This window comes from Methylobacterium mesophilicum, from assembly GCF_022179445.1.
Taxonomy (GTDB): domain Bacteria; phylum Pseudomonadota; class Alphaproteobacteria; order Rhizobiales; family Beijerinckiaceae; genus Methylobacterium; species Methylobacterium mesophilicum.
Genome location: NZ_BPQU01000054.1, coordinates 1 through 22,047 on the forward strand (window position 1 = coordinate 1; position 22,047 = coordinate 22,047).

Genomic DNA, 22,047 nt, shown 5'->3' on the forward strand with positions numbered 1-22,047 from the left:
GGGCCTTGCGCTGTCAGGTCCGTCCAGTCCGCAAACGCGTTCTCACACAGCCTCGTTGGAAAGCGGACACTCGATCAGAAGGATCAGCGGTCGCGAACAGCGGTTGGCGGCTGCATGAACTCGATCGTCGCGCCGTCAGGGCCCACGACGTAGATCACCCGCGTTCCCGCCCGCGCGCCACCCGCGATCGGCTGCGGCGTGCCTTGTGCCTTCCAGCCGTAGGCGGCGATCCGCGCCAAAAGCGCGTCGATGTCATCGACCACGAGGGCGAGATGCGCGAAGCCCGGGTCGAACGGCTTGGCCGGTGCGCTCGGCCGATCCACGCCCTGATACTCAAGGAGTTCGATCGTCTGATCTGCCAGCGACACGATCGCCATGTGCACCTGCGCCCCATGCGCGCCCGTCACTTGGCCGAGGAACTCGCCCCCCATCTCGCCCGTGCGCACGAGCCGCGCGCCAAGCCCATCAACCCAGAACCGAAGCGCCTCATCGAGGGAGGCGACCGCGAAGCCGACGTGGTCGGCACGCTGCACCTGGAAGGTTGTATGCTCGGTCATGCAGACTGTCCTACCGGCAAACGGGCTGCTCGTCTGATATGGGTCGAAAGCAGAAGCCAGCGCGCGTCGCAGGTCGCCCACCCGCGCCCATACGCGAGAGGGTGCGCCTGACCCCACCTCACGCGTCGCGCCATTCCGAAAACGTCGCCGCCTGGCCCACGCTTACGCCGTCGCGGTCGAGCTGCCAGACGATCGCCTGCTCGATCCAGAAGCGCCGGCCGCCCTTGGCGATCCGCAGGCCGCGGTAGCCGCGGGTGAAGCCGTCCCGGGCGACGGCGTCGAGGAGGCGCTGCCGCTCGGCGCGCTCGGGGGCCTCGGCCGAGAGCCGCGAGGGCAGGCCGACCAGCGCGTCCCGGTCGTAGCCGAAGCAGGCCTGCGCGGCCCGGTTGGCGTAGACGAAGCGCGGGTCGGCGCCGCCGTCATGGGCCAGCACCACGAAGGGCGCCTGCCCGTACAGCCAGGCCGCGTCCGCCCCCTCCGGCACCAAGGCCGCGCCGAGGCGCCGCCGGTAGCTGCCGGTGAGGACGGCGAAGAAGTCGGGATCGAGCGAGAGGTCCATCACGGCGGTCCGGAATCGGCTGCACAGGAGAGCGGCCCTTAGCCGATGCCGGGCCAATCGTGGCGTGCGGGATCCCGCTTGCCCCCATCTGGCCCAACAAGGCCGACAATGTTCGCACGGCACCTCTTCAAGCCGCGACACACGCTCCCTCCTGCGGCGACGGGCTACACAGATTTCGACCGTCGCCGTGATCATGCCGTGGGCGCAGAAGGCGCGGGTTCCCTCTCCCGTGCGGGCTACGACGTTCACGCATCGCTGCCGGATTTGGGCCAAGGCTAACCCCAACCGCGTCTCCCTCCCCCCTCTGCGGGGGAGGGAGAGCCGCGGTGTCTCCCGTGTGTTCTCCCAACTCAATGTGTGAGTCCGCACGCCCGCACGGGAGAGGGGGCGCGTCGCGGTCTGCAACAACGCCTGTGCCTCATACCTGTGTAGCCCGTTGCCGAAAGGAAGCGGGGAGAAGCTGAGTGTTTCGAGAGACTTGCTGGCAAACCCAATGGGTCGATCCGGCGCGCTACAGGACCGGGTCCGCGTCGATGCGCATCCGGAGGATCGCGTAGGGCGGCTGCTGCAGGTCCTGGCCGCGGTTGAATTCCGGCCGGCGGTTGACCTGGGCGCTCGAGATGTAGAGCCACCGGTCCGGGGTGATCCAGAACGTGTCGGCCCAGATCAGGCGCGGGTCGGCGGCCAGCACCTCCACGGTCCCGTCCGGCAGGCGCCGGCCGACGGCGTTGTGCTCCTGCAGGCTGAGATAGACCCGGTCCTGCGAATCGGTGGTCAGGCCGCCGGTCATGCCCTTCTCGCCGAGATCCTGCACCGTGGCGGCCAGGGCCGCGTCCGACACGTTCGGGTCGAGGAGCGCCGCGGTCTCCACCGCGTAGAGGCGCCGGCTCATCAGCGGCGCGTAGTACAGGCGGCGGCCGTCCGGGCTGATCGCGATGCCGTTGGCCCCGCCCTTCGGGTGCTTCGCCGGGGCATCCCCCTTCCGCTCCATCACCGGCCGCAGCTCCACGACCTTGACCACGCCCTCCTGGGTGGCCGTGCTCGGGTGGTCGGCCAGGCGCCGGCTCACCCGCCCGCTGGCGAGGTCCACCGCCAGGATCGCGCCCTGGCCGCCCTGGCCCTGGTCGGTGATGTAGGCGAGCGCCCGGCCGTCGCGCACGTCGACCCGCAGGTCGTTCAGGGACGAATCGGCCACCACGCCGGCGTCGAGCGGGATCACCCGGCGGATCTTGTCCTGGGTGATGTCGATCTCGAGGAGCTTGGCGGCCCCCGGCACCGGCTTGCTCTTGCCCTCGGTCAGGCCGGAATCGAGGATCCAGAACGCGTCGTTGCGGTCGAACACCCCGTTGGGGACGTGGAACAGGGTCGCCTGCGGGTCCTTCGGGTCCGGATTGTTGGTCCGGGCATCCGGATAGGGCTTCACCGAGCCGTCCGGGAGCACCTCGCCGAGGGTGGCCGGCTCCGAGCCGGTGAAGCGCGGCATCATCACGAACATCCGGCCGCCCCGGGCGATCGCCAGGCCGGTGGGCGTGGACGGGGCGTTGGCCGCCCGCGCCAATTCCAGCACCCCGGCGGGGCGGCTGGTGGGGGGCTCGCGGCCTGCGGGGGGCGTGGCGGACGGGGCGGGTGATGGTCCCGCTTGGGCCGATCCGGCCGCGAGGGCGACGAGGCCCGATCCGATCAGGCGGCGGCGGTCGAGGGACATGCGGTTCCTGGGGCGGGCTGGCGGGTCGGCGTCCCGCGGCCGGCGGACCCGGCGACCGCGCGGCCCGCGGGACAGGGCATACCGGCCCAACGCGCCGCGACGGGCCGGCGATCCCGCCCGGGACCCGGGGCGCCGGCCCGTCACCGACAGCCGGGACCCGACACGAAGCCATACTGGACTTCGTCGGCGGTTCGGGTGCCGACGACACCCAAACTATTTCCTGTTCGCCGCAATATTCGGTATCAAATATATTAATGCTTGCAACATTATAATTTCAGGCAATCTCTAGGCTGCATTCATTTGAAAATAAAAATTATTGACAGTACCGCAATATTTACGCTATGGGCCGCTCAGTAACAGTAATACCCCGCCCGGGGCGGGGCGTGCCGTATCGTCCGGTGCAAGGCATATCCGCAGATCAGAGTGAAGCCGGAGGCCGCGTGCGGCCGAAGAGATCTTGGCTCTGCTTGCGGGTGTCCGGGATCCTTTCCGGATGAGCCGCCCGCGGCCGTCCGGTGTTCATGATCTCACCGTCATGATAGCTGGAGTACGGTCGCGGCTGCGGCGGCGCGTCGCCGGGATGGGCCTGCACGACGGGGCCCCACGCGCAACACGGGTCTGGACGGCCACCTTCCGGCGCTGCGACGATCGTCGCGGGGACCGGGCCCGAGATCGACAGGCAGGAGACGCATGGATCCCCAGGGAATGGATCCCCCAGGAATGGATCCCCAAGGATCCGAACAGGGATCGGAGACCGGACCGCGCCGGAGCGCCCAGCCGCGGATCCTCGCGGTGGCGGTGCAGAAGGGCGGCACCGGCAAGACCACGCTGGCGGCCTCCCTGGCCGTCGCGGCGGCGCAGGCGGGCGAGCGCGTGACCGCCCTCGACCTCGATCCGCAGGGCTCGCTGGTCGGCTGGGGGGCGCTGCGCGACAGCGACGCCGTGGCGGTCGACCGGATCCAGCCCTGGGAGATCGCCCAGCTCCCGGAGATCCTGGACATCCTCGCCCAGCAGGGCACGACCCTCGTGGTCCTCGACACCGCCGGCAGCGCGGCCGGGCTGGCGCCGGCCCTGAAGGGCGCGGATTTCGTGCTGATGCCGGTGCGGCCCTCGCGCCTCGACATCGTGGCGGCGCGCCCGACCCTCCAGTCCCTGATGGCGCTCGGCCTGCGCGGCCGGTTCGCCCTGGTGCTGAACCAGTGCCCGCCGCCGCCTTCGCCCCGCACCAGCGCCTATGCCGCGCAGTTGCGGGCGCTGGGCGTGCTGGCCGAGCCCGGCATCATCCACCGGGTCGATCACCAGGACGCCCTGGCGACCGGGCTCGGCGTCACCGAATACGCCCCCGCGAGCCCCGCCGCCGAGGAGATCCGGGCCCTGTGGGCCTGGATCGACGCGAAGATGCGGGCGTCCGACGCTCAGCCCTGAGCGAGCGCCGCGAGGATCCGCGCCCAGGAGCGCGTGCCCTTGTGGAAGCTCGTCAGGTCGTACTTCTCGTTGGGCGAGTGGATCCGGTCGTCGTCCAGGCCGAACCCGATCAGCAGCGTGTCGCGGTTCAGCAGCCGCTTGAAGTCGCCCACGATCGGGATCGAGCCGCCGGCCCCCACGGTCACGGCCGGCACGCCCCATTCCTCGGCCAGCGCCGCCTTGGCGGCCCCGAGCTGCGGCATGTCGAAGGGCAGGCTGATCGCCCGCGAGCCCTTGTAGGTGATGACCTCGACCTTGCAGTCCGCCGGCACCCGTTCGCGCACGAAGGCCTCGAACCGTTCGGCCAGCACCGTCGGGTCCTGGTCGTCCACGAGGCGGAACGAGATCTTGGCCGAGGCGGTGGAGGCGATCACGGTCTTGGTGCCCTCGCCGGTATAGCCGCCGATGATGCCGTTGGCGTCGCAGGACGGGCGCGACTGCACCAGCTCGATCGGCATCCGCCCGCGCTCGCCGGCCGGCTCCTTCAGGCCGATCGGCCCGAGCAGCGTCTCGGGCGTCAGGCCAAGGCCGCGCCACTGCTCCAGCACCTCGGGCGGCCGCTCGTGCACGCCGTCGTAGAAGCCCGGGATCGTCACCCGCCCGTCGTCGTCGTGCAGGTCGGCGATGATCTTCGACAGCACGTGGATCGGGTTGCGGGCGGCGCCGCCGAAGAAGCCCGAATGCAGGTCGCGGTCGGCGCAGGTGACCTTCACCTCGAAATACGCGAGCCCGCGCAACGACGAGGTGATGGCCGGCGTGGTCCGGTCCCACATGCCGGTGTCGCAGACCAGCACCACGTCGCAGCCGAGCCTTTCGCGATTCTGCGCGACCCATTCGGGAAGCCCTTGCGAGCCGCTTTCTTCCGCGCCCTCGATCAGGATGGTGACGCCGCAGGGCAGCTCGCCGCTCATGGCGATGTGAGCCCGGCACGCCTCCACGAAGGTCATGACCTGGCCCTTGTCGTCCGAGGCGCCGCGCCCGACGATCGTCTTCCCGCCCTGGCCGTCGTTCGCGATGTGCGGCTCGAAGGGCGGCGTCTTCCACAGGTCGAGCGGGTCGACCGGCTGCACGTCGTAATGGCCGTAGAACAGCACGTGCGGCGCACCGGGCTTCGGCTTGGTCGCCAGCACCACCGGGTGCAGCGACGTGTCCTCCACGGAGGTCTCGAAGCCGAGCGCCGTGAGGTCCTGGGCGAGCCACGCGGCGGCGGCGCGGCAATCGCCGGCATAGGCGGGGTCGGTCGAGATCGACGGGATCCGCAGGAAGGCGAACAGCCGCTCCAGGGCGTTCTCCAGGTCCGTGTCGATGTCGTTGAGGATCGCGTCGAGCGCGGCCATCGGAGGCTCCGGGGTTTTTTCGCAGGCTGAGGGTTAGCCGAAGCGAGGCGGGGGGGGCAATGTCGGGCGGCGGGGCGGCGGGATTGTGAGCCGCCGCGCGGCTGGTCCCGTGCCGGATTCCGGATCAGGTTCCGCTGCGCTCCATCCGCCTGGGAAAGGGGCTGTGGTGCATGCTGGAACACGCCGCCCCCTTGCCGGACGCCTGGAACGTCAGTGGGCGGCGATTTGGGACCCAGCACAAGACCTGCCGCGCAGCGGCTCCCCATCGCCACGAACTGGAAACCCGGCCATCCGATCCGATCCTGAGACCGTTCGTCCGCGGAACGGGAGCAGATTGGAACGGTTATCGACAGGACCGGCGACGCGGCATCCTGGCGGCACCTGCGCGCCGCCGCCCGTTGCCGCCCCTGACCGATCCGTTTCCCGCCCGGCCCCGCGGCCGGCCCAGATCGTGGACGACAGCATGCTTCTCGAACACAGTCCGCCGGTGCGGGCCGATACCGGCCTCGCCATCACCCTCACGATCAACGGGCAGCGGCGCGAGCTCACGGTCACGCCCTGGACCACCCTTCTCGACCTGCTGCGCGAAAAACTCGATCTCACGGGCACCAAGAAGGGCTGCGACCACGGGCAGTGCGGCGCCTGCACGGTGCTGGTCAACGGCACCCGGGTGAACGCCTGCCTGACGCTGGCGGTGATGAAGGACGGCGCCGAGATCACCACCGTCGAGGGTCTCGCCGGGCTCGGCGACCGCGGCGGCAGCAACGCGCTGCACCCGATCCAGGAGGCGTTCATCGAGCACGACGCCTTCCAGTGCGGCTACTGCACCCCCGGCCAGCTCTGCTCCTCGGTCGGGATGATGAACGAGGGCCACGCCCACAGCCGTGAGGAGATCCGCGAAGCGATGAGCGGCAACATCTGCCGCTGCGGCGCCTACACCAACATCGTCGATGCCATCGAGGACGTGATGCAGGGAGCCGCTCGATGAACCGCTTCGATTACGTCCGCGCCGGCACGGTGGCGGAGGCGGTCCAGGCCTACGGGGCGGGCGCGCGGTTCATCGCGGGCGGCACCAACCTGATCGACCTGATGAAGTACGATGTCGAGAAGCCGGGCCGGCTGATCGACATCACCCGCCTGCCGCTGGACGCCATCGAGGCCCACGAAAACGGCCTGCGGCTCGGGGCGCTCGCGACCAACGCCAAGGTCGCCTACGACGACCGGGTCACGGCGCAATATCCGCTGCTGCGCAATGCCATCCTGGCCGGCGCCTCGGCGCAGCTGCGCAACGCCGCCTCCACGGGCGGCAACCTGCTGCAGCGGACCCGCTGCTACTATTTCTACGACACCGCCACGCCCTGCAACAAGCGCGAGCCCGGCTCCGGCTGCCCGGCGATCGGCGGCGTCAACCGTATCCACGCGATCTTCGGGGCCAGTGAGTCCTGCATCGCCACCCACCCGTCCGACATGTGCGTTGCCCTGGCGGCACTGGAGGCCACGGTCCGGGTGAGCGGGCCGCAGGGCGAGCGCACGATCCCGTTCGCGGATTTCCACCGGCTGCCCGGCGATAGCCCCGAGATCGACACCAACCTCGCCCCCGGCGAGATCGTCGTCTCGGTCGATCTGCCCGCGAGCAAGTTCCCGCAGCACTACACCTACCTGAAGCTGCGCGACCGCCTGTCCTACGCCTTCGCGTTGGTCTCGGTGGCGGCGGGCGTCGAACTCGACGGCGACACGATCAAGACCGCCCGGCTGGCGCTCGGCGGCGTCGCCCACAAGCCCTGGCGCAACCGCGAGGCCGAGGCGCTGCTCGAGGGCAAGCCCGCCACCCGGGAGAGCTTCCAGCAGGCGGCCGACCTCATCGTGTCCGAGGCCAAGCCGCAATCGGCCAACGGCTTCAAGATCGAACTCGCCCGGCGCGCCATCGTGCGCGGCCTCGAACAGGCCGCTGCCGGCACGCCCCAGTCGCTCAGCGACAAGCGCATCCAGTAGGCACCCCGATGACCCAGACCTTCAGCACGACCGGCCACGATACCTTCGTCGGCAGCCCGCGCAGCCGCATCGACGGACCCGCCAAGGTCACCGGCCTCGCAAAATACGCCAGCGAGTTCGCCGCCCCGGACCTCGCCTACGGCACCGTCGTGTCGAGCGCCATCGCCAAGGGGCGGATCGCGGCGATCGACTCCGCCGAAGCCGAGGCGGTGCCGGGCGTCCTCACGGTGATCACCCACGAGAACCGGCCGCGCACCGCGTGGCGGGACAAGAACTTCCAGGACGCGGTGGCGCCCCCCGGCTCGCCGTTCCGCGCCCTCTACGACGACCTGATCGTGTTCAGCGGCCAGCCGGTCGCCCTGGTGGTGGCCGAGGATTTCGAGACCGCCCGCTACGCGGCCTCGCTGGTCCGGGTCCGCTACGAGGCCCAGGAACCCGTCACCGACATCAAGGCCGCGCGCGGCGACGCCTACGATCCGCCCTACAAGCGCGAGGGCATCAAGCCGCCGCCGGAGCCGTGGGGCGACGCCGACCAGGCCTTCGGCAGCGCGCCGATCCGCGTGCAGGGCGCCTATACGCTGGCCAACGAGCACCACAACCCGATGGAGCCGCACGCCACCACGGTGGTGGTCGAGGAGGACGGGACCTACACGGTCTACGACAAGATCCAGGGCGTCTCGAACAGCCACCAGTATCTCGCCAACGTGTTCGGCCTGAAGCCCGATCAGGTCCGGGTGCTCAACCCCTATCTCGGCGGTGGCTTCGGCTCCGGCCTGCGCCCGCAATACCAGGCGTTCCTGGCGATGCTGGCCGCCCAGGAGTTGAAGCGCTCGGTCCGGGTGACCCTGACCCGCGACCAGATGTGGTCCTTCACCTATCGGGGCGAGGCGCTGCAGACCGTCTCCCTCGGTGCCGAGGCGGACGGGACCCTGACGGCGCTCCGGCACGATGCCGTGCAGGGGACCTCCCACTACGAGGATTACCAGGAGGTCGTCGTCAACTGGTCGGGCGTGCTCTACCGCTGCGATAACGTCGCCCTGACCTACCGGATCGCCAAGCTCGACACCGCCACCCCGGGCGACATGCGCGCGCCGGGCGCCGTCACCGGCGTCTTCGCCATCGAGACCGCCATGGACGAGCTCGCCTACGCGACCGGGATGGACCCGATCGCGCTGCGGCTGAAGAACTACGCGGAGTCGGACGCCACCGCCGAGGGCAAGCCGTTCGGCTCCAAGGAGCTGAAGGCCTGCTTCACGCAGGGCGCGGAGCGCTTCGGCTGGTCGAAGCGCAGCCCCGAACCCCGCTCCATGCGCGAGGGCCGCGAGCTGGTCGGCTGGGGCGTCGCCACGGGCGTCTGGGAATCGATGATGATGCAGTCGAGCGCCATCGCGACGCTCACCGCCGACGGCCGGCTGACGGTGGGCAACTCCACCGGCGACATCGGCACCGGCACCTACACGATCCTGACCCAGATCGCCGCCGACACCTTGGGCCTGCCCATGGAATCGGTCACCACCAAGCTCGGCGACACGCGCCTGCCCGAGGCGCCGGTCGCCGGCGGCTCCTGGACGGCGGCCTCCTCCGGCACCGCCGTGATGAAGGCCTGCCGTAACGTCGGCGAGCAGGTGTTCAAGCTGGCCCGCGGGCTGGAGAACTCACCGCTCGCCAATGTCGACGTCGACCGGGCCGTGTTCTCGGACGGCCGCATCGCGGTGGCGGGCGATCCCGGCCGCAGCGTCTCGATGGTCGAGGTGATGCGGGCTGCCGGCGTCGACAAGCTCGAGGCGGTCGAGCAGGCGGGTCCCGACAAGGACTTCAACGACACCTACCAGGCCTACACCCACGGGGCGATCTTCGTGGAGGTGAAAGTCGACGAGGAGCTGGGCCAGGTCCGGCTCACCCGGGTGGTCTCGGCGATCGCGGCCGGCAAGATCCTGAACCCGAAGACCGCGCGCAGCCAGATCCTGGGCGGCGTGGTGATGGGGATCGGTTCGGCCCTCGAAGAGGAGTCGATGCTCGACCACCGCTTCGGCCGGTTCATGAACCACAACCTCGGCGAGTATCACGTGCCGGTCCACGCCGACATCCAGGACATCGACGTGATTTTCGTGGACGAGGAGGACAAGGCCAACCCGCTCGGCGTGAAGGGGCTCGGCGAGATCGGCATCGTCGGCACCGCGGCGGCCATCACCAACGCGGTGTTCCACGCGACCGGCAAGCGCGTGCGCGACCTTCCGATCACAATCGACAAGCTGCTGTGACCGGGGACAGCCGATGTTTCCCGTGAAACATCGGCTGCTTTTTTAACCAGGAGGCCGGCCGCATACGCTGCGCGGCCGGCCTTTTTTATGCCTGCAGCTTTGCAGTACGTCTTGGCATTCAGAGCGTCATCGACGCGACCGTCCGCGGTGCCCGACGTTTACGTCGTATTGACAACGTAGGTACGCGCTCGCACCTTTCGCGTATGTCGAAAGTCCGCGCGACCATCGCCGAACCCTCCGATGCTCTGCCGATGGCTCCGAGTGAGACCAAGGGCAGCATCAATCTGCGGATCGAGGCCGGGACCCGCCAACTCATCGATGATGCGGCGGCGATCCTGGGCAAGACGCGCACGGAGTTCATGGTCGAGAGCGCCCGGCGACAGGCAGTCGACGTCCTGCTGGACCAGCGGCTGTACGCGCTCGAACCCGAGGGCCACGACGCCTTCTTGCACGCGCTCGACCAGCCACCGCCGCCGGGTCCGAAGCTGACGGCGCTGATGCGGCGCGTTCCGGCCTGGCGGAGGTGACGGGCACGCCGAAGGGTGCCGAGCCGATCCTGTCGGCGCCCGAGCCTCTGACGGCAGGGCACGACGTGTCGGGCTTCGATTGCGGCGAGCCCGCGTTGAACGACTGGCTGCGCCATCGGGCCTTGAAGAACGAGAGCCGGTTCTCCCGCACCTACGTCGTCTGTCGGGGCAAACAGGTCGTGGCCTATGTCGGCATCGCTGCGGGCTCCGTGGAACGCGTGGCCGCTCCGGGCAGGCTTCGCCGAAACGCGCCGGATGTGGTTCCGGTCTCGGTGATCGGCCGGCTTGCCGTCAGCCGTGATCATGCCGGTCGGGGGCTCGGCACCGATCTGCTGGCCGACGCGCTGCGGCGGATCGCGCTGGCCTCGCGCAGCATCGGGATCGGCGCAGTGATGGTTCACGCCAAGGACGAGGCGGCCAAGCGCTTCTATCTGCGCTGCGCGGAGTTCGTCGCCTATCCCGAGGACAGCCGCACCCTGTTCCTTCCGATCGAGACCGTGGTCGCGTCCTTCGGAGACCCCGAGGATCTCTAGGCCCGCCTGCGCGCGAGGACCCCATGAACCACCTCCTGCAATCCTGGCGCTTCTGGGCGCTCGCCGCCGCCGGCTTCGCGGCGATGACCGCGATCCTCGCCAAGGTCGGGGTCGCGGGCGTGCAGTCGGATGTCGCGACCTTCGTGCGCACCCTGGTGATCGTCGCCTTCGCGGGCGCGATCGTGGTCGGCTCCGGCCAGACCGGGGGGCTCGTGCAGATCTCCGGCCGCAGCCTGGTCTTCCTGGTCCTGTCGGGGCTCGCCACCGGGGCGTCGTGGCTGTGCTACTTCCGGGCGCTGTCGCTGGGCGATGCCGCCCGGGTCGCGCCGCTGGACAAGCTCAGCGTCGTGCTGGTCGCGATCCTGGGCGCCAGCCTGCTGGGCGAGACCCTGAGCCTCGCGGCCTGGGCCGGGGTCGGGCTGATCGCCGCCGGGGCTGCCCTGGTCGCCTCGGGCTGGTGATCGTCACGCGGTCGATGAGCGCCAGCGCACCGATCCGTTTACCCGTCGGGCGCATCCTGGCGGTCTCTTGCGAAGGAGACCTCCCATGGAATCGGTCTATCGCGGCTTCGAGACCTCGCTGCTCGGTCTCGCCCTCTGTCTCGGTCTCGCCGCCTGCCTGACGCTCGGCACCACGCCGATGCCGGGCGACGGCTTCGCCGTCACCCTGCCGATGGTCTCCGTGACCCTCGCGGGCCCCTGATCCGGGCGCCGTTACGCGGCACTCCGGGTCGCGCGGAACATGAAGCCGCGCGCCGTGTCGTCCATCTCGGCCTTGAAGGCGTGCTTGTCCTTCAGCGCCTGCGCGGCCGCGGCGGCCGGGCGAGCGCCGATCGCGTCGAGGTGGCGCTTGACGTGGGGCAGGCCCGCGAAGGCGTCCTCGCCCAGCACGAACGGCACCATCCGGGCCCAGCCCCACACCGCCATGTCGACGATCGTGTAGGTCTCGCCCAGCACGTAGGGGCGGTCCGCGAGCCGCTGGTTCAGGATCTCCCAGTGGCGGCGCGCCTCGAAGGCGTAGCGCTCGGTGGCGTAGGGGCCGCCATCGGGGGCGAAGTGGCGGAAGTGGACGCACTGGCCGGAGAACGGCCCGATGCCGGTGGCCACGAACATCAGCCAGGACAGCATCTCGCCCCGGGCCGCCTCGCCCTCGGGCAGGAACCGGCCGGTCTTGCCCGCGAGGTAGAGCAGGATCGCGTTCGAATCGAACACCGTCACGTCGCCGTCGACGATGGTGGGCACCTTCCCGTTCGGGTTGAGCGCCGTGTAGGCGGGCTCGAACTGCTCGCCCTTGCGCGTATCCACCGGGACCGGCTCGTAGGGCAGGCCCAGCTCCTCCAGGCAGAGGGCGACCTTCATGGGGTTGGGGCTGAGATTGTAGAAGAATCGAATCACGGCGCTCTCCTTGACACGGCGTCCCGAACGGCCGTCGGCGGTCCTCGGAACACGGCGATGCCAACCAAAACCGTCGCTCGCCCCTCCGGGATACCCGATCCGGCGCGACGGACGCGCGACGGTCGTCCCGGAGCGCGGCCGGCGCAAGCCGCGGCGATGCGGGGCGGCTATTCCACCACGATCTTGTAGCTGCGGCCGGGTACCAGGGCGGCGGCGCGCTCCAGGCCGTTGAGGACCAGGAACCGGTCGAGCGCCCGGTCCGGCACCGCCATGCGGCGGGCCAGCTCCTCCGCGCTGGTCGAGCCGGCCTGGACCACCTGCAGCCGCAGGGGGCGCAGCACCGCCTCCTCGGGGGGGACCGCCGCGAGGCTGGCGATCCAGGGACGGAAGGCGGGGTCCGGGTCGGTGGCGCCCTTGGCGGCCATGATCATCCGGACGGTCGTGTCGCCGATCCGGATCGCCGCCAGCCGGAAGGTCCAGTCCTTGCCCCGCGACAGCGCCAGGGCCGCCGGGTGGCCGCCGACCTCGCGGGTCTCGAATCCGGCCGGATCGAGGGCGTCGTTCCAGCTGCCCTTGAGGGCCGCGTCGAGGGCCTGGCCGTCCTTCGCCTCGATCTGGTCGAACAGCAGGCGCCGGTTGCCGTCCGGGGTGGTGCCGAGCACCGCCGAGCGGGTGTTCTCCAGGACGAACCCCGCCGGCACGTCGAACGCGATGCCGAGCCCCGGATGGACGAAGCGGTGGCCGCGCACCGCGCCGTCGCGCGGGTTGTCGCCGTACGGCAGCCCGTCCAGGGCGGCGAGGTAGGCGGCGCGGTCGTCGGCTCCGATCCCCGGGGCCCCGATCCGGCGCGCCGCCCGGGTGACCTGGGTGATGCGCTCGGCGGTGCCCGGGTGGGTCGCCAGCATGTCGGGCTCGCCCCCGGGGCCGGTGCCGGCCTTCAGGGCGGTGGAGCGGCTGAGCGCGGTGAGGAAGCGGCCGGCCGCGAACGGATCGTAGCCGGCCTTGGCCAGCGTGCGCACCCCGGTGGCGTCCGCCTCCAGTTCCTGCTCGCGGGAGAAGCGGGCGAGCGCGAAGCGGGACTGGTGCTGCAGCTGCGCGCCGGTATCGGGATCGTTCAGGACGTCGGCCACCACCCGGCTGACCAGGGCCGAGCGCAGTTCCAGCTCGCTCCGGGCGGTCGCGTGGTTGAGGGTCACGTGCGCCATCTCGTGGGCCAGCACGGCCGCCGCCTCGGAGGTGTCGCTCGCCAGCGCCACCAGCCCGCGGGTGACGTAGAGCCGCCCGTTCGGCAGCGCGAAGGCGTTGACCACGGGCGAATCGAGCAGCGTCACCGCGTAGGTCTGGTCCGGCCGCTCGCTCGCCTTCACGAGACGGTCCGTGACCTCGGTGAGCATCCGCATCACGTTGGGGGCCCGCACCTCGCCCCCGAACGAGGCCACGAGCTTGAGGTGGTCCGCGTCGGCGGCGCGCTCGCGCCCGGTGGTGCGCGGGGCCTCGGCGGGCACCCGGACCACGGCCGGCACCACCGGGCCGGCGGCCTGGTCGGCCACGCAGGCGCCGAGGGCGGCCAGCGCCGCCAAGCCGGCACAGGCCGTCGCGACGCCGCGCAGGCGCCGCCCCGCCACCCGAAATCGCTCCGTGATCCCGCCCATCGCGATCAGCGCCGCAGCTCCCGTTCCCCCACCGGCTCGGCCTCGCGCCGGTCCGGTTCGCCCAGAACCTCGATGGCGTCGGCGGTAGCCTCCAGGGTCGGGCCGCGCCAGACCTCCAGGATGCCGCGGACCCGCACGCGCCGGCCTTCGAGCGATGCCGCACTCAAACCACGGGCACGCATCATTCGCCAAGTGCGTTTCGGTACCATGACCGTGAGCCCGTCCGCGCCGCGGGCCACGAAGTCGAGATAGGTGCGGGCGCTCCGCTCGCCGACATGGCCGATCCGGCCCTCCACCACGGCGAAGCGCCCCGCCAGCGCCCGGAGCGCCGGGCCGTCCGCGGCTTGCAGGACCGGGGCGCGCCACAGGCCGCGCTTCCCGTCCCGGGCGCCAGCCTCCACCGCGCGCAGGGCCGGGCGGCACAGCACCTCGCGCTCGTTCGCGTCCGCGACGGCGAGCCCGGCCCCGATCAGGCCGCCCGCGAGATCGATGTCGCCATCCGGGACTCGGCTATCCGCGATCTCGATGTCGGCCCGTTCCCGGCCCCAGCGGTCGGGCGGTCCACGCGGGACCACGATCAGGGCCAGTCCCCGCCGGGCGTCCAGCCAGGCGCGCGCCGCTTCCGCGGCGTCCGGGGCGTCCGGCCAGCGCAGCGAATCGAGCACCGCCCGGGCGCCGGAGCCGAGGAGGACCTCGCCCCGCACCCCGATCCCGTCGAGGGTCTCGGCGCGGGCCGGCCCCGGGCGGCAATCGCCGGAATCCGGGCCCGCGGCGCCGGCCGGCCCGGCAAGGCCCGAGGCCGCCAGCACCAGAGCTGCCGCCCGGCACCGTCGCCACCCCGCCGTCGTCCGGATCATCGACCGCCTCCCGGATCGCTCATGCTGCCGGATCGACCATGCCCCGGAACGCCGGCGCACGCACCGCGCGGTTGGCCTGTCCGGGCGTTGATGCTATGGGAATCGCGGTCGTCTCCGTAGCTCAGCTGGACAGAGCACAGGTTTCCTAAACGGTCACAATTGGGCGTCGCGCCGGGAAACCACGCGACGGATCCGCTCAAAGTCGGGGAAAGCTTCCGGCGCCGGGACACCGGCGTCCTGCCGATCCCGAGCCAAGCCCGCCCGGCGCACACGCGTCGGCGGGAAGGTGTAGAGACTAGACGGGCGGCACCTAACGGCCGGGCGCGAGCGCCGGCCCACGGTGAAGGGATAGTCCAGGCCACGAACGCGGCTCTCCGGGGGCGCGGCGGCGAAAGCCGAAGTGGTATGAAACCTGGGGTCGCAGGTTCGAGCCCTGCCGGGGACACCAGAATCCAGGTTGCGGACGTGTGTCCGGCGCTGAGCGAAAACGTTTACCGCGATCGTCGCCTGCCGGTGACACGGACTCGCTATGCGGTTAAGCTTCGCCGCCCGAAAATCGCGGCAGGAGTGGGCAAGTTCTACATGGCGGGTCAGAAAACCGATCAGCGTGACGTGTATGTCGGTCAACGCATCGCCGAGCAGCGCCGGAAGGCGTCGCTGACGCAGCGCCGCGTCGCGCAGAGTTTCGGGATGTCGGCGGCGCAGTTGCAGAAGTACGAGAAGGGCACCAACCGGATCAGCGCCGTCCATCTCGACATCTTCTCCCGGATGACCGGGGTGCCGATGGACTACTTCTTCAAGGGCATGCCGCGGAACGACGACTTCACGGCGCCGGGCTTCTCCGAGCCGGAGCAGGCCCCCCTGAGCGAGGGCGGCGGCCTCCAGGGCCTGGCCGAGATCGTCGGGCGCCACATCACCGATCATTTCAGCGAGGAAGCCCGCCGGGACGTCGCCGCCGCGATCCGCGCGCTGGACCACAAGCTCAACGGCTGATTGCTGAGCCGTACAAGAAACGGGCGTTTTTTCACCCGTTTCGTACGTTATAGCGGATCTGTTCGGCGATCCGCCTTGACCGCCCCCTGACCCGGTGCGAGAACCCCGACCCCATAAGGGTCGAACGCCGCGATCGCGACGGCGTACCCGTGATCGGGATCCGTCCAGATGCCGCGTTCCAACTACCTGTTCACCAGTGAGTCGGTCTCCGAGGGCCATCCCGACAAGGTCAGCGACCGCATCTCCGATACGGTGGTGGACGCCTACATCGCGGCGATGCCGGAGGCCCGGCTCGGAGTCGAGACCCTGACCACCACGAACCGCGTCGTCATCGTGGGCGAGGTGCGCGGCCCGGATTCGGTGACCTTCGAGAACCTCGAGGAGCTGACCCGCCAGGCCGTGAAGGACATCGGCTACGAGCAGGACGGCTTCCACTGGAAGAACAACGAGGTCGCGATCTACCTCCACGCCCAGTCCGCCGACATCGCCCAGGGCGTCGACGCGGCCGGCAACAAGGACGAGGGCGCGGGCGACCAGGGCATCATGTTCGGCTACGCCGCCGACGAGACCCCGGAGCTGATGCCGGCGCCGCTGTTCTACGCCCACAAGATCCTCAAGGACCTCGCCGACGCCCGCAAGAAGGGCGAGGGCGATGCCGGCAAGCTCGGCCCCGACGCCAAGAGCCAGGTCACGGTCCGCTACGAGAACGGCCGACCGGTGGAGGCGACCCAGATCGTGCTCTCCACCCAGCACCTCGACGAGTCCCTGGATTCGGCGGACGTGCGCGCCATCGTCGAGCCCTACATCCGGGCCGCCCTGCCGCAGGGCTGGGTCAACGAGGGCACCGTCTGGCACGTCAACCCGACCGGCAAGTTCGTGATCGGCGGTCCGGACGGCGATTGCGGCCTCACCGGCCGCAAGATCATCGTCGACACCTACGGCGGCGCGGCCCCGCACGGCGGCGGCGCCTTCTCGGGCAAGGATCCGACCAAGGTCGACCGCTCGGCGGCCTATGCGGCCCGCTACCTCGCCAAGAACGTGGTCGCGGCCGGGCTGGCGCGGCGCGCCACGATCCAGCTCGCCTACGCGATCGGCGTCTCCAAGCCGCTGTCGATCTACGTCGACCTGCACGGCACCGGCCAGGTCGACGAGGCCAAGCTCGAATCCGTCCTGATGGACGCCATGGACCTGTCGCCCCGCGGCATCCGCACGGCGCTCGGCCTGAACAAGCCGATCTACGCCCGCACCGCGGCCTACGGCCATTTCGGCCGCGCCCCCGAGGCCGATGGCGGCTTCTCGTGGGAGCGCACCGACCTCGCCCAGAAGCTGAAGTCGGCCCTGTCGTAAGGCGCGGCCCCCGCGCCAGCGCCGTACCGCCCGCCAGCGCGCCGTCCCCCATCCGGGACGGCGCGCTGGCGTTTTCGTGAGTCCCGGTTTCGAAAGGTCTTGGACCTTTCGCGGGTCCAGGGCAGAGCCCTGCTGCGGGGTCGCGAGCCCCTGGAACCCCGTCCCCGCCCGGTGCGCGGACGCCGCGTTGGTAAGCGATGTCTGACCTGAACGGACGGCCCGGTCACGAGGCCGACGAGCCGGAGCGCGCCTTCTTCGGACGGCGCAAGGGCAAGCGCCTGCGCGGCCTGCAGGAGCGGCGCCTCGCCGAGCTTCTGCCGGCGCTCCGCGTCGATCTCCCGCCGGACGATGGCCCGCTCGATCCGCGCACGCTGTTCCCGGCCCTCGGCGGCGGGCCCGAGGCGGTCTGGCTGGAGATCGGCTTCGGCGGCGGCGAGCACCTCGCCGCCCAGGCCGAGGCGCATCCCGGGATCGGGATCATCGGCGCGGAGCCGTTCGTCAACGGCGTGGTCAAGCTGCTGGCCGCGATCGAGGCGCGGTCCCTGCGCAACGTGCGCATCCGCGACGAGGACGTCACCGCCCTGCTGGCGCGCCTGCCGGACGCCTGCCTGGACCGGGTCTACCTGCTCTATCCCGATCCCTGGCCGAAGCGCCGCCAGCGCAAGCGCCGCTTCGTGTCGGATTCCTCGCTGGCCGAGATCGGCCGCGTCCTGAAGGATGGCGGCCTGTTCCGCTTCGCCAGCGACATCGACGACTACGCCGGCTGGACCCTGGTCCGGGCCGCCCGCTGCCCGGTCCTGACCTGGACGGCGTCGGGCGCGCGCGACTGGACCCGGCCGTTCCCGGGCTGGCCCGGGACCCGCTACGAGGCGAAGGCGCTGGCGGCGGGGCGGCGCCCGACCTATCTGGAGTTCGCCCGCCGGCCGCGCTGAGCGGACGGGTCGCCGCAGCCGGGCGGGACGCCTTGCCACGGCCACGCTCGGGCGCCATCCTGCGGCGCCTTCGCGGTCGGGACCGCGGCAGGGGGGCATCTCGTGCGGGAGCGCGCCGCGGCGCGTTCGAGGGTTTTTCCGAGTGGGCGAGAGCGTGGGTCAAGACCCGGCGACGGACGACCCGTATCGCGCGGGCTTCGACGATGCCGCGATCGGCCTCGTCGTGCTCTCAGTGGATGCGGCGGCGATCGACGCGGCCAACCCGGTCCTGCATGACCTGCTCGGTTGGCCGCCGGGCAGCCTGGCCGGCCGCGCCGCCGCGGACCTGCTCGCGGAGGACGGGCCCGAGGGCCTGGGCGACGGCATCCAGGGCTGGCGCCGGGCGGACGGGACCGCGATCGACGTGCGGGTGCGGCGTTCCGGCCGGACCCTCGTGGTTGAGGCCGCGGACGCGGACGCGGCCGCGCATTCCGAGGCGAACCGCGAGGCGCTGGCGACCGCCGGCCTCGGCGAATGGCGCTGGGACCGGGCGACCGGCCTGCTGACCCTGTCGCGCCGGGCCGCCCGGATCCTCGGGCGCCAGCCGGGACGGTCCGTGCCGTGGGACGAGCTCAAGAGCGGCCTGTCCGATCCGGAGCTGGCACGCCTGAGCGCGACCGTCTCGGAGGCGTGCCGGGCCGGCGAAGCCTACCGTTTCGATACGCCGGTGACCGTGGCCGGGCGCACCGTGATCCTGCGGGTGCGGGGGCAGGCCGTGCCGGGCCGCGACGGCGCGCCCGCCAGCATGGTCGGCGTCGTCCAGGACATCACCACCCGGGTCGAGGCCCGGGACGAGATCCTATCGCGCGACCAGCGCCTGCGGGTGGCAACCACCATCGCCAAGCTCGGCATCTTCGAGTGGCACATGCTCGAGGACCAGGCGATCTGGGAGAACGAGCACATGTACGAGATCTTCGGGCACGCGCCCGAGGACGGCACCATCGGCAAGAGCGAGTTCCTCAGCGACATCCTCCACCCGGACGACCGGGCCCGGGTCCGGCACGCGATCTCGAAGGCGCTGCGCGAGGACGGGATCCTGCAGATCGGCGGCCGGATCCGGCGGAAGTCCGACGGGGCGTGGCGCACCATCGACATGGCCGGCCGGTTCGAGCGGGACGCCCCCGGGCGCCTGCCGCGGCGCCTGATCGGCGTGGTCGCCGACGTGACCGACCGGCGGATCGCCGAGGAACGCCAGAGCCTGCTGATCCGCGAACTGCACCACCGGGTGAAGAACACGCTGGCCACCGTGCAGGCCATCGTGGGCTCCACGGCGCGCACGGCCTCCAGCATCGAGAGCTTCTACGAGGCCTTCGTCGGGCGGATCAAATCGCTCGCCCACACCCATTCGGTGCTCACCGAGGACACCTGGCAGACCGCCTCGCTGGCGAACCTGCTGCTCAGCGAGCTGAAGCCCTACGCGGAGGTGACGCCCGACGGCGGGGCCGAGGGGCGGATCAGCCTCGACGGCCCGGCGATCGACCTGCCCTCCGAGATCGCGGTGCCGATCGGCATGGCGATCCACGAACTCACCACCAACGCGGCCAAGTACGGGGCGCTGTCGAACCGCACCGGGCGGGTCGCGGTGACCTGGACCCTGGAGCCCGGGGGGCCGGCCGGGATCCTGCGGTTCCACTGGCGGGAGACCGGCGGGCCGCCGGTCCAGCCGCCGAGCCGCCAGGGTTTCGGCTCCCGCCTGCTGCAGCGGGTGCTGATCACCCAGGTCCAGGCCGAGGTCGAGACCGACTACGACCCGGAGGGCTTCAGCCTGACCATGCGGGCCCCGATCCCGCCCCGCAACGACAGCCTCAACCCGCTGGCCTGACCCGTCAGGCGGCGCCGCGCGCGCCGGATTCGCCGCCGCCGTCCACGAAGGCCTTCAGCTCGTCCAGCGACGCGAAGGTGAAGCGGCCCTGCGGCGTCTCCGCCTCGATCGAGCCGTCCTCGAACATCACGTAGGTGTTCCCGCCCGAGGCGTAGCGCCCGACCACGGTACGGGTCTCGGGCTTCGCGTCGGGCTCGGGGTCCGGCGCCGCGTCGAGGCCCGGGCGCAGGGCAGGGGGCTCCGGCGCCGGTTGTTGCGGCGGCGCGTCCGGCGCCGCGAACAGGTCGTCCTCCGGGCTGCGCTCGGCCATCGCGGCCGCGATCGGGGCCGGGGCGGGCCGGTGGGGCGGCTCCGGATCCGTCATCGGAAGGGTGGGGAAGGCCTGGATCGGGAAGTCCGCCTCGACCGCGGCCGGCCGCTGCGGCTCCGCGCTTCCGGGGGCTTCGGCCGGCGCGGAGGACCTGTCCTCGGACAGGCGCAGGCTGGGCTCGATCCGCGGCCGCTCGGGATCGAAGGCCGGCTCGACGATCGGGGGCACGATGAAGGCGGGGGCGGCCGGCAGCACCGGCGGCAGACGCGGCGCGCCCTCGACGACGGGGCCGGATGGGGCCGAACTCAGCGCCGGGCGCAGTCCGATCGTCCGCTCCAGCCGCCGGAACACCAGGGCGAGCACGCCGATCCCGAACAGCACGGCGCCCGACGAGGCCGCGACCGATCCCGCGATCACCATCGCGAGGCCGCTCTCCAGACGCACATAGGGAAAGCCCTGGATCACGGCGGCGCAGCCCCCGATGGCCATGGCGGCGGCGAGCGCGAACAGCGCAGCGATCATGTTACTCTCTAGAGATGGGCCGGCTAACCGCCGACGCTTACGGCGTGGCGCACAGTAAGGCCTTGCGGTCATATTGCAAAACCCGATGGCGAGATTGCCCGGGATACCGGTTCTCGGGCGGGACGTCCGCGCCGGCGGCACGCGCATCCGCCGGAACTTCGCGTCAAGCCTGGCCGCAACGGCGTTGCCGTCGCGCGGGCACCGACTTACCTACTGACCGTGACCCGGAAGCCCCCGCCGGGGACGAGGCCGCCCATGGCTGGCGCGGGCCGCTGTTTCCCGTGAAACACGGCCGGCCCCAGCTTCTTGTTATCGCACGGTTAAGCGCGGAACGCCGTACCCGGCGTTTCCGCATCGTGCCTCAAGCGGAGACAGACCCTATGACCTTCACGCTGCCGGAACTGCCCTACGCCTACGACGCGCTCGGGCCGTACATGTCGAAGGAAACCCTCGAGTTTCACCACGACAAGCACCACAAGGCCTACGTCGATACCGGCAACAAGCTGCTCGAGGGCACGGATCTCCAGGGCAAGAGCGTCGAGGAGATCGTCAAGGCCGCCTACAACACCAACCAGCCGCTCTTCAACAACGCCGGCCAGCACTTCAACCACCTCCATTTCTGGAACTGGATGAAGCCCAATGGCGGCGGCGCGATCCCCGGCGCGATCGCCAAGAAGATCGACGAGGACCTGGGCGGGGCCGAGAAGTTCAAGGCGGACTTCATCCAGGCGGGCGTCAGCCAGTTCGGCTCGGGCTGGGCCTGGCTCGCCGTCAAGGACGGCAAGCTCGCGATCCTGAAGACCCCCAACGGCGAGAACCCGCTGGTCCACGGCGCCAAGCCGATCCTGGGCGTCGACGTGTGGGAGCACTCCTACTACATCGATTACCGCAACCGCCGGCCCGACTACCTCAAGGCGTTCATCGAGAACCTGGTGAACTGGGAGTACGTCGAGAAGCTGCACGGCGAGGCGACCGCCTGATCCGGTATCCATGAGCCGGCGTCGCGGACCGATCGTGTCCGCGGCGCCCTTGAGGTAGCGGCCGAAACCGGCTCTTGATGCGCCCGTTGCCGGATGACCCGGTGCAGAAGGGTCCGGCCATTCCTTCCCATCTTCCCAACGCGACGACTCTCTCATCGCCCTCTTCCTGCTCTGCGGGAAACCCGATTCAGACATCGCCGGACGAGGCACGGGTCCCCTCTCCCGTGCGGGAGAGGGACAGGGTGAGGGGTGCGACCTCTCCGG

General features: G+C 70.9%; 21 protein-coding genes. 13 read left to right on the plus strand and 8 right to left on the minus strand.

Features of this window, described 5'->3' with window-relative positions; all coding sequences use genetic code 11:
* Positions 1 to 83 precede the first annotated feature (83 nt).
* The 3 genes from MFF40_RS26990 to MFF40_RS27000 form a co-directional block, all read right to left on the minus strand.
* Entirely contained in the window at positions 84 to 557 is a 474-nt protein-coding gene (locus MFF40_RS26990; RefSeq protein ID WP_147855659.1) for a VOC family protein, read from the minus strand.
* A gap of 118 nt (positions 558 to 675) precedes the next feature.
* Complete coding sequence (locus MFF40_RS26995; protein ID WP_187278234.1) at positions 676 to 1,116, minus strand: MEKHLA domain-containing protein; 441 nt, start codon at positions 1,114 to 1,116, stop codon at positions 676 to 678.
* Positions 1,117 to 1,627: 511 nt separating this feature from the next.
* Positions 1,628 to 2,821 carry an SMP-30/gluconolactonase/LRE family protein gene (locus tag MFF40_RS27000; RefSeq protein WP_238262950.1) on the minus strand — a complete coding sequence of 398 codons (1,194 nt, stop codon included), beginning with the start codon at positions 2,819 to 2,821 and terminating at the stop codon, positions 1,628 to 1,630.
* A gap of 720 nt (positions 2,822 to 3,541) precedes the next feature.
* Between MFF40_RS27000 and MFF40_RS27005 the strand changes: the two genes are divergently transcribed.
* Complete coding sequence (locus MFF40_RS27005; RefSeq protein ID WP_147899593.1) at positions 3,542 to 4,246, plus strand: nucleotide-binding protein; 705 nt, start codon at positions 3,542 to 3,544, stop codon at positions 4,244 to 4,246.
* Here the strand turns inward: MFF40_RS27005 and MFF40_RS27010 are convergent.
* A complete protein-coding gene (locus MFF40_RS27010) occupies positions 4,237 to 5,622 on the minus strand; it encodes a M20/M25/M40 family metallo-hydrolase (protein WP_147899594.1) in 1,386 nt (461 codons plus the stop codon). The genes MFF40_RS27005 and MFF40_RS27010 overlap by 10 nt on opposite strands.
* 463 nt (positions 5,623 to 6,085) lie before the next feature.
* On the opposite strand from MFF40_RS27010, the gene MFF40_RS27015 reads away from it, so the two are divergent.
* The 7 genes from MFF40_RS27015 (at position 6,086) to MFF40_RS27045 (ending at position 11,637) form a co-directional block, all read left to right on the plus strand.
* Positions 6,086 to 6,610 carry a (2Fe-2S)-binding protein gene (locus MFF40_RS27015; protein ID WP_147855319.1) on the plus strand — a complete coding sequence of 175 codons (525 nt, stop codon included), beginning with the start codon at positions 6,086 to 6,088 and terminating at the stop codon, positions 6,608 to 6,610.
* Positions 6,607 to 7,614: an FAD binding domain-containing protein gene (locus MFF40_RS27020; RefSeq protein ID WP_147855318.1), complete on the plus strand. Its 1,008-nt coding sequence runs from the start codon at positions 6,607 to 6,609 to the stop codon at positions 7,612 to 7,614. The genes MFF40_RS27015 and MFF40_RS27020 overlap by 4 nt, the downstream gene beginning before the upstream one ends.
* 8 nt (positions 7,615 to 7,622) lie before the next feature.
* Positions 7,623 to 9,875 carry a xanthine dehydrogenase family protein molybdopterin-binding subunit gene (locus MFF40_RS27025; RefSeq protein WP_147855317.1) on the plus strand — a complete coding sequence of 751 codons (2,253 nt, stop codon included), beginning with the start codon at positions 7,623 to 7,625 and terminating at the stop codon, positions 9,873 to 9,875.
* Between the two features lie 251 nt (positions 9,876 to 10,126).
* The gene (locus MFF40_RS27030) at positions 10,127 to 10,402 is read left to right on the plus strand and encodes a type II toxin-antitoxin system TacA family antitoxin (RefSeq protein WP_238262952.1); all 276 of its coding nucleotides are present in this window, start codon (positions 10,127 to 10,129) and stop codon (positions 10,400 to 10,402) included.
* Complete coding sequence (locus MFF40_RS27035; protein ID WP_147855315.1) at positions 10,390 to 10,935, plus strand: GNAT family N-acetyltransferase; 546 nt, start codon at positions 10,390 to 10,392, stop codon at positions 10,933 to 10,935. The genes MFF40_RS27030 and MFF40_RS27035 overlap by 13 nt, the downstream gene beginning before the upstream one ends.
* A gap of 23 nt (positions 10,936 to 10,958) precedes the next feature.
* A complete protein-coding gene (locus tag MFF40_RS27040; RefSeq protein ID WP_147855314.1) occupies positions 10,959 to 11,396 on the plus strand; it encodes an EamA family transporter in 438 nt (145 codons plus the stop codon).
* A gap of 85 nt (positions 11,397 to 11,481) precedes the next feature.
* On the plus strand, positions 11,482 to 11,637 hold the full coding sequence (locus tag MFF40_RS27045; RefSeq protein ID WP_187193465.1) for a hypothetical protein: 156 nt from the start codon (positions 11,482 to 11,484) through the stop codon (positions 11,635 to 11,637).
* Between the two features lie 11 nt (positions 11,638 to 11,648).
* Here the strand turns inward: MFF40_RS27045 and MFF40_RS27050 are convergent, their stop codons facing one another.
* The 3 genes from MFF40_RS27050 to MFF40_RS27060 all read right to left on the minus strand — a co-directional run bounded on the left by MFF40_RS27050 (position 11,649) and on the right by MFF40_RS27060 (position 14,838).
* Entirely contained in the window at positions 11,649 to 12,329 is a 681-nt protein-coding gene (locus MFF40_RS27050) for a glutathione S-transferase family protein (protein WP_147855313.1), read from the minus strand.
* A gap of 167 nt (positions 12,330 to 12,496) precedes the next feature.
* Positions 12,497 to 13,981: a M48 family metalloprotease gene (locus tag MFF40_RS27055; RefSeq protein ID WP_238262954.1), complete on the minus strand. Its 1,485-nt coding sequence runs from the start codon at positions 13,979 to 13,981 to the stop codon at positions 12,497 to 12,499.
* A gap of 5 nt (positions 13,982 to 13,986) precedes the next feature.
* Positions 13,987 to 14,838 (minus strand): pentapeptide repeat-containing protein, encoded by an 852-nt coding sequence (locus tag MFF40_RS27060; RefSeq protein WP_147899042.1) that lies wholly within the window; start codon positions 14,836 to 14,838, stop codon positions 13,987 to 13,989.
* Positions 14,839 to 15,420: 582 nt separating this feature from the next.
* On the opposite strand from MFF40_RS27060, the gene MFF40_RS27065 reads away from it, so the two are divergent.
* The 4 genes from MFF40_RS27065 (at position 15,421) to MFF40_RS27080 (ending at position 19,971) form a co-directional block, all read left to right on the plus strand.
* A complete protein-coding gene (locus MFF40_RS27065; RefSeq protein ID WP_147855339.1) occupies positions 15,421 to 15,831 on the plus strand; it encodes a helix-turn-helix domain-containing protein in 411 nt (136 codons plus the stop codon).
* Between the two features lie 168 nt (positions 15,832 to 15,999).
* Entirely contained in the window at positions 16,000 to 17,178 is a 1,179-nt protein-coding gene (metK, locus tag MFF40_RS27070; protein WP_238262956.1) for a methionine adenosyltransferase, read from the plus strand.
* Positions 17,179 to 17,375: 197 nt separating this feature from the next.
* Positions 17,376 to 18,110, plus strand: a complete 735-nt coding sequence (gene trmB, locus MFF40_RS27075; RefSeq protein ID WP_147855341.1) for a tRNA (guanine(46)-N(7))-methyltransferase TrmB — start codon at positions 17,376 to 17,378, stop codon at positions 18,108 to 18,110.
* Between the two features lie 142 nt (positions 18,111 to 18,252).
* Complete coding sequence (locus MFF40_RS27080) at positions 18,253 to 19,971, plus strand: sensor histidine kinase (RefSeq protein WP_147899044.1); 1,719 nt, start codon at positions 18,253 to 18,255, stop codon at positions 19,969 to 19,971.
* A gap of 4 nt (positions 19,972 to 19,975) precedes the next feature.
* Here the strand turns inward: MFF40_RS27080 and MFF40_RS27085 are convergent, their stop codons facing one another.
* Positions 19,976 to 20,803, minus strand: a complete 828-nt coding sequence (locus MFF40_RS27085; RefSeq protein WP_238262958.1) for a hypothetical protein — start codon at positions 20,801 to 20,803, stop codon at positions 19,976 to 19,978.
* A 380-nt stretch (positions 20,804 to 21,183) separates the two neighbouring features.
* Here MFF40_RS27085 and MFF40_RS27090 point away from each other — a divergent pair, with 380 nt between their 5' ends.
* Positions 21,184 to 21,783, plus strand: a complete 600-nt coding sequence (locus MFF40_RS27090; RefSeq protein WP_058195058.1) for a superoxide dismutase — start codon at positions 21,184 to 21,186, stop codon at positions 21,781 to 21,783.
* Positions 21,784 to 22,047: the final 264 nt, after the last annotated feature.